The 15,131-nt window shown below is 69.6% G+C and carries 13 protein-coding genes and 1 riboswitch; of the genes, 4 read left to right on the top strand and 9 right to left on the bottom strand.

Annotated elements, in window-relative coordinates; genetic code table 11:
* The first annotated feature begins 29 nt into the window (after positions 1–29).
* The gene (locus tag NYP18_RS06885) at positions 30–1,130 is read left to right on the top strand and encodes a polyprenyl synthetase family protein (RefSeq protein WP_259427419.1); all 1,101 of its coding nucleotides are present in this window, start codon (positions 30–32) and stop codon (positions 1,128–1,130) included.
* A complete protein-coding gene (locus NYP18_RS06890; RefSeq protein WP_259427420.1) occupies positions 1,130–2,659 on the top strand; it encodes an alpha-(1->6)-mannopyranosyltransferase A in 1,530 nt (509 codons plus the stop codon). The genes NYP18_RS06885 and NYP18_RS06890 overlap by 1 nt, the downstream gene beginning before the upstream one ends.
* On the opposite strand, the gene NYP18_RS06895 is transcribed toward NYP18_RS06890, so the two are convergent.
* A complete protein-coding gene (locus tag NYP18_RS06895; protein ID WP_259427454.1) occupies positions 2,562–2,885 on the bottom strand; it encodes an Rv2175c family DNA-binding protein in 324 nt (107 codons plus the stop codon). The genes NYP18_RS06890 and NYP18_RS06895 overlap by 98 nt on opposite strands.
* A gap of 111 nt (positions 2,886–2,996) precedes the next feature.
* Between NYP18_RS06895 and pknB the strand changes: the two genes are divergently transcribed.
* Complete coding sequence (gene pknB / locus NYP18_RS06900) at positions 2,997–5,171, top strand: Stk1 family PASTA domain-containing Ser/Thr kinase (RefSeq protein ID WP_259427421.1); 2,175 nt, start codon at positions 2,997–2,999, stop codon at positions 5,169–5,171.
* A 59-nt stretch (positions 5,172–5,230) separates the two neighbouring features.
* Here pknB and NYP18_RS06905 read toward each other — a convergent pair whose 3' ends face one another.
* Together NYP18_RS06905 and NYP18_RS06910 are read right to left on the bottom strand one after the other, a co-directional pair.
* Positions 5,231–6,619: a class II 3-deoxy-7-phosphoheptulonate synthase gene (locus tag NYP18_RS06905; protein WP_259427422.1), complete on the bottom strand. Its 1,389-nt coding sequence runs from the start codon at positions 6,617–6,619 to the stop codon at positions 5,231–5,233.
* 57 nt (positions 6,620–6,676) lie between these two features.
* Positions 6,677–7,189, bottom strand: coding sequence for a polyadenylate-specific 3'-exoribonuclease AS (locus NYP18_RS06910; RefSeq protein ID WP_259427423.1), 513 nt, complete (start codon positions 7,187–7,189; stop codon positions 6,677–6,679).
* Positions 7,190–7,318: 129 nt separating this feature from the next.
* Here NYP18_RS06910 and NYP18_RS06915 point away from each other — a divergent pair, with 129 nt between their 5' ends.
* Positions 7,319–8,566: a glycosyltransferase 87 family protein gene (locus NYP18_RS06915; protein ID WP_259427424.1), complete on the top strand. Its 1,248-nt coding sequence runs from the start codon at positions 7,319–7,321 to the stop codon at positions 8,564–8,566.
* Here NYP18_RS06915 and NYP18_RS06920 read toward each other — a convergent pair.
* The 6 genes from NYP18_RS06920 to NYP18_RS06945 form a co-directional block, all read right to left on the bottom strand.
* Positions 8,563–9,747, bottom strand: a complete 1,185-nt coding sequence (locus NYP18_RS06920; protein WP_259427425.1) for an acyltransferase family protein — start codon at positions 9,745–9,747, stop codon at positions 8,563–8,565. The genes NYP18_RS06915 and NYP18_RS06920 overlap by 4 nt on opposite strands.
* 131 nt (positions 9,748–9,878) lie before the next feature.
* Entirely contained in the window at positions 9,879–10,619 is a 741-nt protein-coding gene (locus NYP18_RS06925) for a lysophospholipid acyltransferase family protein (protein WP_259427426.1), read from the bottom strand.
* 24 nt (positions 10,620–10,643) lie between these two features.
* The gene (locus NYP18_RS06930) at positions 10,644–11,594 is read right to left on the bottom strand and encodes an ROK family protein (RefSeq protein WP_259427427.1); all 951 of its coding nucleotides are present in this window, start codon (positions 11,592–11,594) and stop codon (positions 10,644–10,646) included.
* A 48-nt stretch (positions 11,595–11,642) separates the two neighbouring features.
* Positions 11,643–12,770, bottom strand: a complete 1,128-nt coding sequence (locus NYP18_RS06935; protein ID WP_259427428.1) for a glycosyltransferase family 4 protein — start codon at positions 12,768–12,770, stop codon at positions 11,643–11,645.
* A gap of 3 nt (positions 12,771–12,773) precedes the next feature.
* Complete coding sequence (locus tag NYP18_RS06940; protein ID WP_259427429.1) at positions 12,774–13,751, bottom strand: C40 family peptidase; 978 nt, start codon at positions 13,749–13,751, stop codon at positions 12,774–12,776.
* Between the two features lie 175 nt (positions 13,752–13,926).
* Positions 13,927–14,562 (bottom strand): C40 family peptidase, encoded by a 636-nt coding sequence (locus NYP18_RS06945; RefSeq protein WP_259427430.1) that lies wholly within the window; start codon positions 14,560–14,562, stop codon positions 13,927–13,929.
* A 12-nt stretch (positions 14,563–14,574) separates the two neighbouring features.
* A riboswitch (cyclic di-AMP (ydaO/yuaA leader) is annotated at positions 14,575–14,746 on the bottom strand.
* Between the last annotated feature and the right edge of the window lie 385 nt (positions 14,747–15,131).

Below are 15,131 nucleotides of genomic sequence, written 5' to 3' on the forward strand. Positions count from 1 at the left end.
GTTCACCGCCCTGATGAAGGACCGCCGCATTGAGCACCCAGGACCCCCGAACGCTGACTCTCGACCAGATCCCGGCCGCAGCCCGTGACGAACTCGCCCGCTTCTTCGCGGACCGCCGGGAGCAGGTCGCCGCGATCGGGGCCCCGGTCAGCCAGACCGTCACCCACCTGGAGAACTTCGTCCTCGGTGGCGGCAAGCGGATCCGCCCGCTGTACGTGTGGGCCGGTTTCGTCGGCGGCGGTGGTCTGGAGAACACCTCCGAAAACCCCGCGGCCGTGCTGCGGGCGGCGGCCTCCCTGGAATTTATCCAGGCCTGCGCGCTGATCCATGACGACATCATCGACTCCTCCGACACCCGGCGCGGCAACCCCACCGTCCACCGGGCAGTGGAGGCCACCCACCGGGGCAGCGGCTGGACCGGCGACGCCGCCCACTTCGGCGAGTCCGTGGCCATCCTGGTCGGTGATCTGGCGCTGGTCTGGGCCGAGGACATGTTCCAGGACTCCGGACTGTCGGTTGAGGCACTGCAGCGGGCCCGGGAGCCGTGGCGCGGCATGCGCACCGAGGTGATCGGCGGGCAGTTGCTCGACGTCACCCTGGAGGCCACCGCCGATGAGGACGTGGTGCTGGCGGATGCGGTCAACCGCTTCAAGACGGCCGCCTACACCATCGAACGCCCCCTGCACCTCGGCGCGACGATCGCGGGTGCGGACCAGGCCACCATTGACGCTTTCCGCGGTTACGGTCGGGACATCGGCGTCGCCTTCCAGCTCCGGGACGACCAGCTGGGTGTCTACGGGGACCCGGCCGTCACCGGCAAACCCGCCGGCGATGACCTCCGCGAGGGCAAGCGCACGGTGCTGCTGGCCACCGCCCTGCAGCGTGCCGACGAGCGCGACCCCGCCGCAGCAGCCGAGCTGCGGGCCGGCATCGGGACGACCTCGGATCCCGCCCGGATCGCCCGGCTGGCCGAGATCATCGCCGGGACCGGCGCGGTCGAGGAGATCGAGGAACGCATCACCGCTCTGACTGCCTCCGGGTTGGCCCACCTTGCGGCCGCCGACACCGCGCCTGAGGTCACCGCGACCCTCACGGACCTGGCCCGGCGCGCGACGGCGCGCCGGCACTGATGGTCCTCCGCCTGCCCCGGGCGGTGACCCTGGGGCTGATCGGCTCCCTCCTGCTGCTCCTGGGTTCCTTCGGCGGGGGTGCCACCCGCAACCGCGGTGGCGTCCTGGAGGCGGTGGGTCTGGATTTCCTCGCCTACGGCCGCGGAGCGGGCATCTCCAACACGGTCTTCTGGTTCGGGGTGGTCCTGCTCCTGCTGGGCTGGATCACACTCGGCCGCAGGCACGTGCTGGGGGCGCGGGAGGGGGGCGTCGATAAGCGGGAGAAGGCCGTGCGCACCGCGATGTGGGTCTGGGTGCTGCCGCTGATCCCGGCGGCACCGATGCTCTCGCGCGACGTCTACTCCTATCTCATGCAGGGCGCGATGCTGCGCGACGGTTTCGACCCCTATACGCAGGGCGCGGCCGTGAACCCGGGGCCTTTCCTGCTGGAGGTCTCCCATGACTGGCGTAACACCACCACCCCCTACGGGCCGCTCCACCTGTGGATCGGTGAGGGGGTGACCCGGCTGGTCGGCGACCACGTCACCGCCGGGGTGATCATGTACAAGCTTCTCTCCGTGGCGGGTTTCGCGGCCATCGCCTGGGCGGTGCCCCGCATCGCGCGGCGGCTGGGCGGGGATCCGGTGCTCGCCCTGTGGCTGGGTGTGGCAAATCCGGTGATGGTCCTGCACATGGTCGGCGGCATGCACAACGAGTCCGTCATGGTCGGGCTCGTCAGCCTCGGTCTGCTGGCCTGTCTGGACCGGCGTTTCGTGCTGGGTGTGGCGCTGATCGCCGTGGCGGTCTCGCTCAAGGCCACCGCGGCGATCGCCCTGCCCTTCGTCGTGTGGCTGGCCACCCACCACTACGCGGCGCGGATCAACCGGGTGACGGCCTTCCTGCTGACGGGTTTCATCGCCGTCGTGGAGACCCTGCTGGTGGTCGCGGCGGTGACCTTCCTGTCGGGGGCCTCCTGGGGTTGGCTCTCGGAGATCTCCGGCAACTCGAAGGTGATCAACCCGCTGGCCTGGCCTTCGCTGACCGCGGGCGCGGTGACCACCTTCATCCAGCTGTTCCGCGACGACTTCGACTACAACCTGGCCCTGGATGTCCTGCGGCCGGTGTCGATGGTGCTCATGCTCGCCGGTCTGGTCATCGTCTGGTGGCTCTTCCGGCAGGATGACCGCCGTGCCATCGCAGGCACGGCGACCGCCTACCAGGTGGCCTTCGTCTTCAACTCGGTGACGCTGCCCTGGTACTACGCCTCGGTGCTCAGTCTCGTGGGCACCGTCCGCCCGCCCGGCTGGGTGCAGCGGCTGGCGGTGGGTGCCTCCGTCGTGGTCACCTTGGCCTTCACCGGCAGCGGCAACCACCAGCTCTACAACACGTGGTGGATGGCGGGTGTCTTCGTTCTCGCCTGGGTGCTCACCGACTGGGCCTTCGGCCGGGAGTTCAGAGGGCCATGGCCTGCGCCCGGCGCAGCACCTCGCGGGCCAGCTGACCGTGCAGCGCATCCACCGGCCGTCCCGGCAGCGTCTCGTCCTCGGTGAACAGGAACCGCAGGATCTCCTCGTCGGAGTAACCGCCGTCGGCCAGGAGGATGAGCACGCCGGGCACGAACTTGCCGGTGGTGGCCTCCCCCTCCCTGAACAGCGCCTCCGGGATGTGGCGTCTGCCGTCGATCACGTGGGCGATGAGTTTCTTCGCACCCAGCAGGTCATGGACCCGGGTGACCACCACACCGAGCCGGTCGGCGGCCTCCGGCAGCGTGAGCATGGTTTCTTCGGCCAGCAGGGTTTCAAGTGGGATGTCTTTCGATTTCACGCCCCCTACTCTAGTGCGCATCCGCGTTGGCATGAGTGGCGGCCTGTGCACCATACTGTTCGCATGGCTCAACTGGCAGTGGGAGATCTCCTCGACGACCGTTACCGCATCGATCACCCGATCGCCCGCGGCGGGATGTCGACGGTCTACCGGTGCGTGGACCTCCGGCTCGGCCGCGCGGTGGCGGCGAAGGTGCTGGACGAGAAGTACATCACCGACCCCGTCTTCCGGCAGCGGTTCCGCCGGGAGGCCCTCGCCATGGCCCAGCTGACGCACCCCAACCTGGTCAACGTCTACGACTTCGGTTCCGACGGTGACCACCTCTTCCTGGTCATGGAGCTGATCACCGGCGGCACCCTGCGTGAGCTGCTCGCCGAACGTGGCCCCATGCCCCCGCACGCGGCGGCCGCGGTGCTGCGGGCAGTGCTCACCGGCCTGTCCGCCGCGCACACGGCCGGCATGGTGCACCGCGACATCAAACCGGACAACATCCTCATCAACGGTGATCACCGGGTGAAACTGGCTGATTTCGGTCTCGTGCGCTCCGCGACGGCCGCAACGACGGCCACCAACCAGATCGTGGGCACCGCCGCCTACCTCTCCCCCGAGCAGGTCGACGGCACGGACATCACCCCGGCCTCGGACGTCTACTCCGCCGGCATCGTGCTTTTCGAGCTGCTCACCGGCACGGTGCCCTTCTCCGGGGACAACCCGCTCGACCACGCCTATCAGCGGCTGGAGGAGGATGTCCCGGCCCCGAGTTCCCGCATCGGGGGTGTGCCCTCCCTCATTGACGCCCTGGTGGGTACCGCCACCGCCCGCGCCCCGCAGGACCGTTTCGCGGATGCCGCCGAATTCCTCGCCGCGCTTGATGACGTCGCCGCCGAACTCACCCTGCCCGCCTTCACCGTCCCCATCCCCCAGAACTCCGCCGCGCACCGGGCGGCGGCCGTACCCACCGACATCACCGACCTCGTCGGCCCGCCGGCCATGGTCACCGAGGTCACCGACGTGCCCCCGACCGCCGTGGTCGCCCCCGTCGCGGAACCACCTGTCGAACAGACCAGGGTGCACGAGGCGCTGGGCCCGCAGGCGCCGCCGGCGCTGCCCGCGGAGATCCCGCCCGCCCCGCTGGAGGCACCGCCCCCGCCGAAGCCGCTGAGCAACCGTGGCCGGACGGGTCTGATCGTGTGGCTGGTGGTCATCAGCCTGCTCACCGCCGCGGTGGCCGTGGGCGGCTGGTGGTTCGGCTCCGGCCGCTACGGGGAGATCCCCCAGGTCCTGGGTATGGACCGGGCCGCGGCCGTCGCCACCATCGAGGAGGCCGGTTTCACACCCGTCACCGAGATCGTCTACAACGATGAGGTCCCCACCGACCGGTCCGCCGGCACGCAGCCCGGCGACGGGGAGAAGGTCGTCCGCGGCGGCGAGGTCACCGTCCTGGTCTCCCAGGGCCGGCCCACCGTCCCGGCACCGGAGGGCATGGACGTGCTCGCCTACCAGGCGGCCGCCTCAGAACGCACCCTCACCGTGGCCAACGGCGAACCTGTCTACTCCCCTGACGTCGAGGAGGGCCGGGTCGCGCTCACCGAACCGGCCGCCGGGGAACCGGTGGCCATCGGCACGACCGTCACCGTGCACGTCTCCCGCGGACCCGAACCGATCCAGGTCCCCCCGGTCATCGGGCTGGACCTCACCGCTGCCGAGGCCCGCCTGGCCGAGCTGGGGCTCACCGTCGCCGCGGTGGACTCCCGCTACGAGGAGGACATCCCCGGCGGGCAGGTGCTCGAGGTCTCCCCCGACCCCGGCACGGAACTCAGCCGCGGCAGCGAGATCTCCCTCGTCGTCTCCGGCACGCTGACCGTCCCGGAGGTCTCGGGCATGGACCAGGCCACCGCCACCGCCACCCTCGAGGCCGCCGGCTTCACCGTCGACGACGTCCGCCGCGACCGCAGCGCCACCGGCACCGGACCGGACACCGCCGTGGGCACCAGCCCGGCGGCCGGGGAACTCATCGACCCGGCGGATGCGGAGATCACCCTCGAGCTCGCCGGGCGGGTGACCGTTCCCGATGTGGTCGGGATGACCGTCGGGCAGGCCCGCCAGCTCCTGGCCGGCGTGGGTCTGGACATCAACTCCCGCGAGCGTGACGACGCCCGCCCCATCACCCGCCAGCGCCCCGCCGCCGGCGAGGACGCCCGCATCGACTCCACGGTGCGCCTGACCCTCGGTCGCTGACACAGCGACGCCGCGTGCCCCGGGGTGGGGGAACGCGGCGTCGACAAGCGGGCGGGAGCCTAGTTGCGGAGCATCTCCGCGACGAGGAAGGCCAGCTCGAGGGACTGCTGGGTGTTCAGGCGCGGGTCGCAGGCGGACTCGTAGCGGCCCGGCAGGTCGACATCGGTGATGTCCATGGCGCCGCCGAGGCACTCGGTGACGTCCTCACCGGTCAGCTCAATGTGGATGCCGCCCGGGTGGGTGCCGAGTGCACGGTGGACCTCGAAGAAGCCCTGGACCTCATCGATGACCTTGTCGAAGTCCCGGGTCTTGTAGCCGTTGGAGGCGGTGAAGGTGTTGCCGTGCATCGGGTCGGACTGCCAGATCACCTTGTGGCCGGCGGCCTCGACGGCCTCGATGACCGGCGGCAGGGCGATGCGGACCTTGTCGTAACCCATGCGCGCCACCATGGTCAGCCGGCCCGGCTCCTTCTCCGGATCCAGCTTGCGGGCGTAGGCGACGGCCTCCTCCGGGGTGATGGACGGGCCGATCTTGATGCCCACCGGGTTGGAGATCAGCGCGGCGAAGTTGACGTGGAAATCCTCGATGCCGCGGGTGCGCTCACCGATCCACAGCTGGTGCGCCGACAGGTCGTAGAGACGGGTCTGACCGTCCTCGTCCTCATGCAGGCGCAGCATGGCGCGCTCATAGTCGACGAGCAGCGCCTCGTGGGAGGCGTAGATGTCGGAGGTGGTCAGCGAGTCATCGCGGACACCACAGGCCTCCATGAAACGCAGGCCGGCCTCGATCTCGTTGGCCAGGGCCTCGTAGCGGGCGCCCGCGGGGGACTCGGCGACGAACTCCTGGTTCCACTCGTGCACGCGCTTGAGGTCGGCGGTGCCGGAGGAGACCAGTGCACGCACCAGGTTCATCGCGGCGGAGGAGTTCGCGTAGGCGCGCACCATGCGGGCCGGGTCGTGGCGGCGGGCCTCCGGGGTCGGCTCGACACCGTTGACGATGTCACCGCGGTAGTTCGGCAGGCCGTTCTCGTCCAGGTCCTGGGAACGCGGCTTGGCGTACTGGCCGGCGATACGGGCCAGCTTGACCACCGGGGTGGAGGCGCCGTAGGTCAGGACGACCGCCATCTGCAGCAGCGTCTTGATGTTGGCCCGGATGTGGGGCTCGGTGTTGGACTCGAAGGTCTCGGCACAGTCACCGCCCTGCAGCAGGAAGGCCTTGCCGAGGGCGACGTCAGCCAGCTGCTTCTTCAGGCGGGTCACCTCCGGCGCCACGACGATCGGCGGCACCGACTCGAGGATCTTGCGGACGTTCTCCGCCTGCGCACGGTCCCAGGTCGGCTGTTGTCTGGCCTCCCGGGAGATCACGTCCTCGAATCGCTCATTCAGCCCCGCGGGCAGCGGCGGCAGATCGGGGAGAACTTCTTTCGGGATGTCAACAGTCCAACTCACACCCATATTCATAGCACGCGCACGCAGGGAAGTAACCCCCGGCGCACAGCCGGGGCCCTAACGCAGCACGCGGTTGCCGCGCCCCAGCGGCAGTGCTGCAGCGCAGATCCGGAACTTCTCCAGGTTGTGGCGGGCGTCGATGAGCGCATCGTGGGAGTCATCCGGGCTCTTCGGCAGCGGCGGTTTACCGGCGAACTCCCAGTACTGCTTGAGTTCACGGGTGTAGCGCGGGATGGGCCGCGGCAGGCCGGTCATGTCGCCCCACAGCTGGGCGAGCAGCACGTGGTCGTAGGCGCCCACCCAGGCCCACAGTTCCGGGTCGCCGTGTCGGTGGGCGGTGAGGAAGGCGAGCACCTCGCGGCGGATGGTGGCCTGGGACTTCCACACCGGGTCCCCCGGGTTGGGCAGCAGGGACAGGACGTTCTCCCGCACCCAGGCGTTCGCCTTCGTCGAGTCGAAGTCGGTGGACACGGCGTAGTACTCCCGGCCGTCCTCCGCGACGATTCCGATGGAGACCAGTTCGATGGTCCGGCCGTCCTCGATGAACTCGGTGTCGTAGAAGTAGCGCACGGCGCGCCCGTCCCTTCCGGCAGTATGTCTGGCACCCCACTGGCGGTGGCGGGGTCGGCAACCAGCCTAACGCCTGGCTGGTACACCTCCCACGCAGGGGTGGGGCCTGTGTCCCGATATAGTCGTCACGTGCAGACGATCACCTCCCCCACCGCAGAATCCGCCCCCGCGCCCCCGCGCCTGAACAGGTCCGGGCACCGCATCGGGGTGATCCTCGCGGTACTGCTCTCTGCGGCCGCACTCTGGCCCTGGCTCATCGACGCCGGCCCCGCCCTGCGCTACGCCATCGACATCGACGTCTACCGGGAGGGCGCGAAGGCCTTCCTCGCCGGTGACAACCTCTACACCCGCAGCTACCAGGTCGGCGGCATCGAGCTGCCCTTCACCTATCCCCCGCTGGCGGCCCTCCTGTTCATCCCGCTGGCGCTGGTGCCCTACGGGGTGGCGCTCGTCAGCTGGACCCTGCTCAGCGCGGTGCTGCTGTGGTGGTGCCTGACCATCGTCCTGCGCCACCTGCTGCCCGGCCTGGCCGACGCCGACCACCGCGTGATCGGTGCCTGGCTGCTGCCGCTGGGACTGGTGGCGGAACCGGTGCGGGAGACCCTCGCCTTCGGTCAGATCAACATCATCCTCATGACCCTGGTGCTCGCCGACACCCTCACCCGCCGCCCCCGGCTGCCCCGCGGTGTACTCATCGGCCTGGCCGCGGCGATCAAGCTGACGCCGGCGGTGTTCATCCTCGTCTTCCTGGTGCAGCGCCAGTGGCGCCACGCGGCCACCACCTTCCTGGCCGGGGTGGGTTTCACCCTGGCAGCGGCCGCATTCAGCCTGGAGAACTCGCTGACCTACTGGCTGAACACCCTGCGCGATACCGGACGCATCGGCAACGAGGCCTACGCCTCCAACCAGTCGATCCGCGGCCTGCTGGCCCGCCTGGTGGAACCCGGGGAACAGGCCCCGGGGCTGCTGTGGCTGGTGCTGATCATCATCTGCCTGGTGCTGATCATCACGGCGATGACGCGGGTGGCGCGGACCGGTGGCGGACCGCTGGGGGTGGTGCTGCTGGCCTCGACCGTGGCGCTGGTCTGTTCCCCGGTGTCCTGGTCGCACCACTGGGTGTGGCTGATCCCCCTCGGCCTGGCCCTGGGTGTGGTGGCCTGGCAGCGCCGCAGCACGGTCGGCGGCACCCTCGCCGGTCTGATCACCGTGGCGGTGTTCGCTCCCCCGCACTGGCTGCTGCCCAACGACTTCGGCCTCGAGTACGACTGGGCCTGGTGGGGCCACGTGGTGGGCAACTCCTATGTGCTCCTCGCGCTGGCGGTGGTGTGCACCGCCGTGGCTGCCCCGCGGGTGCTGGTGCCGGCGGCGCGCCGCTAATCAGCGACGGTGCGCACCGGTTCCGACGCCGGCGCGGGGGCCGGGGCAGGCCGCGCGGGCGTGGTGGTGGTGCGCGCACCCGGCAGCAGCGGCGGCATGACCGACCAGCACAGGTACGGGATCCGGGTGACCAGCCACAGCGCGAGGGAACCGACAGCGGAGATGAACAGGCCGATGATGAGCCACAGCGCGGTCTCATGCAGCACGTTCTCGGCGCCGCGCATGATCGGCAGCTCCATGCCACGCATGTTGTAGTGGTAGAGCACCGTCAGGGCGATGGGGTGGCCCAGGTAGATGACCAGGGTGTGGCGCCCCAGGAAGCACAGGATGTCGGAGACCACCGGCACCCGGCCGAGCACCACCGCCACGATCACGGCCATGGGCAGCATGAGCAGCTGCACCACCGCGTTGACGATCAACCGCAGGTCGACGTAGCCGACGGCGTCCGCACCGGGCAGCGCCCAGGGCAGTGACACATCCGTCACGGTGTTCAGCCAGGCCCAGACGGCGGAGAGGGTGAAGCCGGCGGCGTAGAGCAGGGTGCCGCGGGTGAGGTTGCGCAGGCCGGTGGCTGATCCGGAGAACTCCCGGATGTGCCGGCGCATGTGCGCGCCCAGCAGGAAGGCCGGCAGGTAGAGCACCGCCTTGCCGATCATGTGCTGGTCGGCGTGCAGCGGCAGGATGAGGATCGGGGCGAAACCGAGGAGCACGCCCGCCCACCAGGGCAGTTTCCGGGTGGCCCACAGCACCAGGTTGAAGATGACCAGGGCATAGAGGAACCAGTACATGTTGCGGCCCTCGACGATGTGCTCGAGGTAGCGGCCCAGGCCGGGCATGGCCTTGTCATCGAACATGTGCCATTCGCGGAATTTGAACCACAGCTCGATGGGCACCCACACCACGTAGGGCACGAGGAAGAACCACAGCCTGCGCAGGAAGAGGTCCTTGAGGGTGTAACCGAGGACCTTCGCGGAGAAGAAGCCGCTGACCATGAAGAACAGCGGCATGCGCAGCGGGTCGAGGATGCGGTTGAGCTGGGCGGCGACCGTCTCCATGCCCTCGGGCACAGCGAGGCTGACGTGCAGGAGCACGACGCCGACGATCGACAGTCCCTTGGCCACGTCGGGCCAGCGCATCCGGGTGGTGGCGGGTGGGGTGGTCGACTGGATGGTCGCAGACACCTGTTTCACCTCATCCCGTCCGTGCAGTGCGGAATCTGCTGCCGGGTGGCCCCCGGCGAAGTCCGTTGACACACTTTAGCGGCCTTCCACCCGCGGACCAAGTGTCCGGTCAGGCCCCGGCCAGGTTCCGGTCAGCCGCGGTCGGGCTCCGTGCCGCGCGGGTAGCCCTTGCCGGCGGCCAGGGAGGCCTTCACCTCGGAGGCGTAGACGTCGACGTAGGGTTCACCGGCCAGTTCGGTGAGCACGGCCATGACGTGGTCGGTCAGCGGACGGGCGGCGTCGCGGGAATCGGGGTCGATGCCGAGGGACTCGACGTAGGCGCGGCCGTCGATGGGTGGGCCGACCTTCATGCGCACCTTCACCGGGCGGGGGATCCACGTGCCGATGGGGTTGGCCTTCCGGGATCCGATCATGGCCATGGGGATGATGGGCACGTCGGTGGCCAGGGCGATGCGCGCCATGCCGGTGCGTCCCTTGTAGATGCGCCCGTCCGGGGAGCGGGTTCCCTCCGGGTAGATGGCCAGCACCTCACCCCGGTCGAGCACGGTGCGGGCGGCATTGAGGGTGGCTTCGCCGGCGTCGGCGGCACCGCGGTCCACGGAGATCTGGCCGATGGAGGTGAAGAACCACCGCTGGATGCGGCCGATCAGGCCCGGGTTGGTGAAGTACTCGGACTTCGCCGGGAAGGTGATGTTGCGGGGGCTCAGAGCCGGGAAATAGAAGGAGTCCATGACCGCCTGGTGGGTGGAGGCCACGATGGCCGCCCCCTCGGTGGGGATGTGCTCGATGCCCTCCATCTCCGGCCGGTTCCACACCCGGAGGAAGGGGCCGATGAGGACATTCTTGAACATCCAGTACCACTGTTTTTCCATCTGTCTCTTCCCGTCTTCTTGAGCTCACATCCGGCCGCGGGCCAGATCTGCCACGCCGATCATACCCGCGCGGGTGCCCAGTTCCGCGGTTCCCACGGCCGGCAGCGGCCGGTGCCCCGCGCCGACGATGGATGCGGCCATCCCTTCCCGGGCGGCGCCGAGGAAAAGGTCGGCGTCGAGGGAGACTCCCCCACCCACGACGATCAGTTCCGGATCGAGGACGTCGGTGACCATCGCCAGGCCCTGGCCGAGCCAACCGGCGAAGTCCGCCAGCACCGCCAAGCCGGTGGGATCCCCCACCCGCGCGGCGGCCATGACCTCCGCACCGGTGACCTCTCCGCGCTTCTCGACGACCCGCCGCCCCAACCCCGCCACCCCGGGCACCGCGAGCTCGGTGGCGGTGTCAACCAGGGCGGTACCGGAGGCGTAACGCTCCAGGCAGCCACGTTTGCCGCACGCGCAGGCCCGGCCGCCAGGCACCACGGTGAGGTGCCCGAATTCCGGGGCGGTGCCGTGGGCGCCGCGGAAGATCTGCCCGTCGATCATCAGCGTCGCGCCGATGCCGGTGCCGACGGCGAAGAACACCCAGGTACCGGCGCCACGGGCCGCGCCGTGGCGGTACTCGCCCCAGGCGGCGGCATTGGCGTCGTGTTCGAGCGTGACCGGCAGGCCGGTCAGTTCCTCGAGCCGGGCGCGCACGGGCGCGTCGCGCCAGGGCAGGTGCGGGGCGAAGCGGACGGTCTCACAGGCCGGGTCGAGGAATCCGGCGACCGCCAGGCCGACGGCAGCGGGGTCATGATCCGCACGCAGTTCCCCGACCATGGTGACGATCGCGTCCTCGAGGGCCGCCACCGTGGTGGGGGTGGCGGTGCTGCGGGTGTCGACGACCTCACCCCCGGCGGTCACCACCGCGGCCCGGCAGTGGGTGCCGCCGATGTCGAAACCCACCGTGGGACGGGGGTCACTGGGGCCCATGGCACCACCTTCTGGATCGATTGAGTTCAGCCCCGGCAGTATATCCGTTCAGCCGGCACGGACGAGCTCCCGCAGCCGCGCCCCCATGATCCCCCAGGTCCACTGTCCCGTCGCGTGCCGGCGTCCCGCCAACCCCAGGGCGGCCCGCAGCTGCGGGTCGTCGATAAGCTCCACCAGCGCCCGCGTGAGCTGGACGGTGTCACGGCCGTCGACGACGATGCCGGTCTCCGGGGTGACGGTCTCCGGGGCGCCGCCGGAATCGCCGGCGATGACGGGGACACCGCAGGCCTGGGCCTCCAGGTAGACGATGCCCAGCCCCTCCACGTCGAGGCCCCGGCCCCGGGTGCGGGCGGGCATGGCGAAGACGTCCGCGGCGGCGAGGATCGCGCGCAGATCCGGGGTGGGGACGGGGCCGGTGAAGACGACGGCGTCGGCGAGCGGGGCGGCCATGCCGCGCAGGCGGCGCCCGTAGGACCCCGAACCGACGATGAGCAGCCGCGCGCCGGGGTGCGAGTCCAGGACGGCAGGCCAGGCCCGGATCAGTTGGTCCTGGCCTTTACGCGGCACCAGGCGGGAGATGCACACCACCAGCGGCCCATCCCCGAGGCCGAACCGCTCCCGGGTGGCGGTGCGCTCCGCTGCGGTATCGGGGTGGAACCAGTCCGTGTCCACGCCGGAGGGCAGGTGCGCGAAGCGGGGGCGGGTGCCGAAGGCGCGGCGGAAGCGGCGCAGCGTGTAATCGGAGATGTAGGTGACCACATCCGCGGTGTCGCCGATACGGCGCAGCACCTGCCGGGCACCGGGCAGCATGGACCAGCCCACCTCATGCCCGTGGGTGCTGGCGATGATGCGGCGTGCCCCCGCGCGGCGGGCCGCGGCACCCATGAGCGCCAGCGGGGCGGCGGCACCGAACCACACCGTGTCGATGTCCAGTTCCCGGATGATCAGCGACATCGCCCGGGTGGTGGTCGGGGTGGGCAGCATGATGCGGCGCGGCCAGCGGATCACCCGGTAGGGCAGCTCGGCGTCGTGGGCCGCGGCCGCGACTGCGTCCTGCGTGGAGGCGAAGACCACCACCTCCGCCGGGTCGAGGGTGGCCAGGAAGTCCCGCAGATAGGACTGGATGCCCCCGACCGTGGGCGGGAAGTCATTTGTCACCAGCAGAGTACGCGCCATGGCTCAGTAGCGTACTGCCCCCGCCCACGGCATGGAGTCAACGGACACGACCTGGACGGGGATGCCGTAATCGGAGGCGTGGACCAGCTGGCCGTTGCCGATGTACATGCCCACATGCGTGATGCCCGGGTAGTAACCGACGATGTCACCGGGCTGTAGCTCGGCACGCGGGACCGGGGTGCCGCCGGCCAGCTGGGCCTGCGAGGTGCGCGGGATGGTCTTCCCCTGCTGCTGGTAGGCCCAGAACATCAGCCCGGAGCAGTCGAACTGGTTCGGTCCGGTCGCGCCCCAGCCGTAGGGGGAACCGAGCTTGGCCAGGGCGGCGGCCACCACCCCGGAGGCACCGGCCAGGTCCGGGGTCAGCGGGTTGTTCTTGTTCTCCCAGGCGGCCCGGGACGCGGCATCGAGTCCGGTGACCTGCTCCTCGATCTCCCGGATCCGCTCCTGCAGCACCTCCTGCTCCGCGGCGAGATCGCGGTGCTGCCGTTCCAGCTGCGACTGCTGGAAATTGGCCTCCGCGAGGAAGCGCTCCGCATCGGTGTGCGCCCGGCCCGCCTCGGCGGTGGTCTCCGCGAGCTTATCGACGGCCCGCTCCGTGTTCCGCGTCAACGTCGCCAGGTAGGAGGCCCGGTCGATGGCGTTCTGCGGGGTGGCCGCGGCGATGGCGTTGGTCACCGGGTCGATCAGCAGCCCCCGGTACTTCACACCGGCCAGACCGTCGACCTCCTCCTGGAAATCAGCCCGCGCCGCGCGGGCGACCTCGGCCCGCTGGCGGGCGGCGTCGGCGTCGGCGCGCAGGGTGTCGATACGCCCCTGCCCCTGCCCGATGTCGACCTCGAGCTGCTTGACCTCTTCACTGGTGGCCGTCGCCTCGTGGGAGGCCTCATCCATGGTGGCGATGAGGGTGTCGATGTCCTCGGCGGCGGCCACCGGGGCGGTGCCGGTGGTGATCAGGAACGCGCCGAGCACGACGGTGGTCATCGTACGGAAGCGGTCGCTGGGGGCTGGAAGGGGGCGCAAGGTGGTTCTTTCAGGAATGGTGGGCCGGTGGAGATTCAAGGGACAACTGTAGACACCCGGGACTGCCCCCGAATGCACGAGGCCCGCCCACCGGACCTTGCGGGACCGGATGGGCGGGCACAGTGACCGTCTGCGCTTAGAAGCGGACGGCGGAGTGGATCGGCTGGAAGTGCAGCGGACGCTCGCCGACCGGGGAACCGGAGTTGAGTGCGTCGATGATCATGCCGTTGCCGGCGTAGATGCCGACGTGGCTGGCACCACCGTAGTAGGCGATGATGTCACCCGGCTGCAGCTGGTCCAGCGGGACCTGCTGGCCCTGGCTGGCCTGCGCCTGGGAGGTGCGGGGGATGGACTTGCCGACCTGCTGGTAGGCCCAGGTGGTCAGGCCGGAGCAGTCGAAGGCGTTCGGTCCGGTCGCACCCCAGGCGTAGGGGGCACCGACCTTGGAACGGACAGCGTCGACGATGGCCTGGCCGGTGGAGGGTGCGGCGGCGGGGGCTGCCGGGGCAACTGCCGGGCCCGGGGTGGCGACGTTGGCCACGTAGGTGTCCACGGACTCCTGGACGGAGGGGACGAACTGCTCGACGTTCGGGATGTTCTCGATGCCCTGGATGTTCTCCATGCCCGGAACGTTCACGCGGATGTCGGTGTTCGGCACAACAACCTCGAAGGCGCCGGCTACCGGGGCCATGACGGTGGCGCCCATGATCACCGCGGAGGCGGTGGCGATACGGCGGGTGATGGTCTTGTTGAGGCGGTTCTGCTGAGCCACGGGGCTATACTCCAAATCTTCCTGTGTGCCTGCCGGGTTAGCTGTCGGGTTGGGATGTACGGAAGCTTCCCTCCCCCGCTCCACGCCCTGCACCTGTGTGCGGGACGCTCTCGCGGCGGATGTACCCCAGAAACTGCTGGTCGGTTCCCCGGCTCCCTGTGAAGGGATTAGGCGTAATTTTCAGTTCAGCCATGCGGTGACTTCCTGATGGTGTCCCGCAATGTCTCGATAAGGTTACGAAACTGCAACAGTGAATGTCCAACGAGGCGCCCCGGAAGCTCATCGTGACCAAGCTGTTATCCACAGGCGCGCCCTGGATTCATGTCCAGGGGTTTTTCAGGAATGTGGACGGATCACTGACCAATTCGGACCGTTATTCAGCCGTGACCTTGACCTTTGCCCGCCCCCTTCCCCTGCCCCGCTCCACCCCGGAAATTGGCAGGGACAGCGGGTTCCATAACCCTTGCCTACCCGTGTGATTTAGCCCACTCTCAGGTTTTTATGCCTTTTCCCGCCCTGAAATCCTTGAGTCCTAAGGGTCGTTGCAACACTTTCCGATGAGAAAGGAT

This window comes from Corynebacterium lemuris (assembly GCF_024919295.1).
Taxonomy (GTDB): domain Bacteria; phylum Actinomycetota; class Actinomycetes; order Mycobacteriales; family Mycobacteriaceae; genus Corynebacterium; species Corynebacterium lemuris.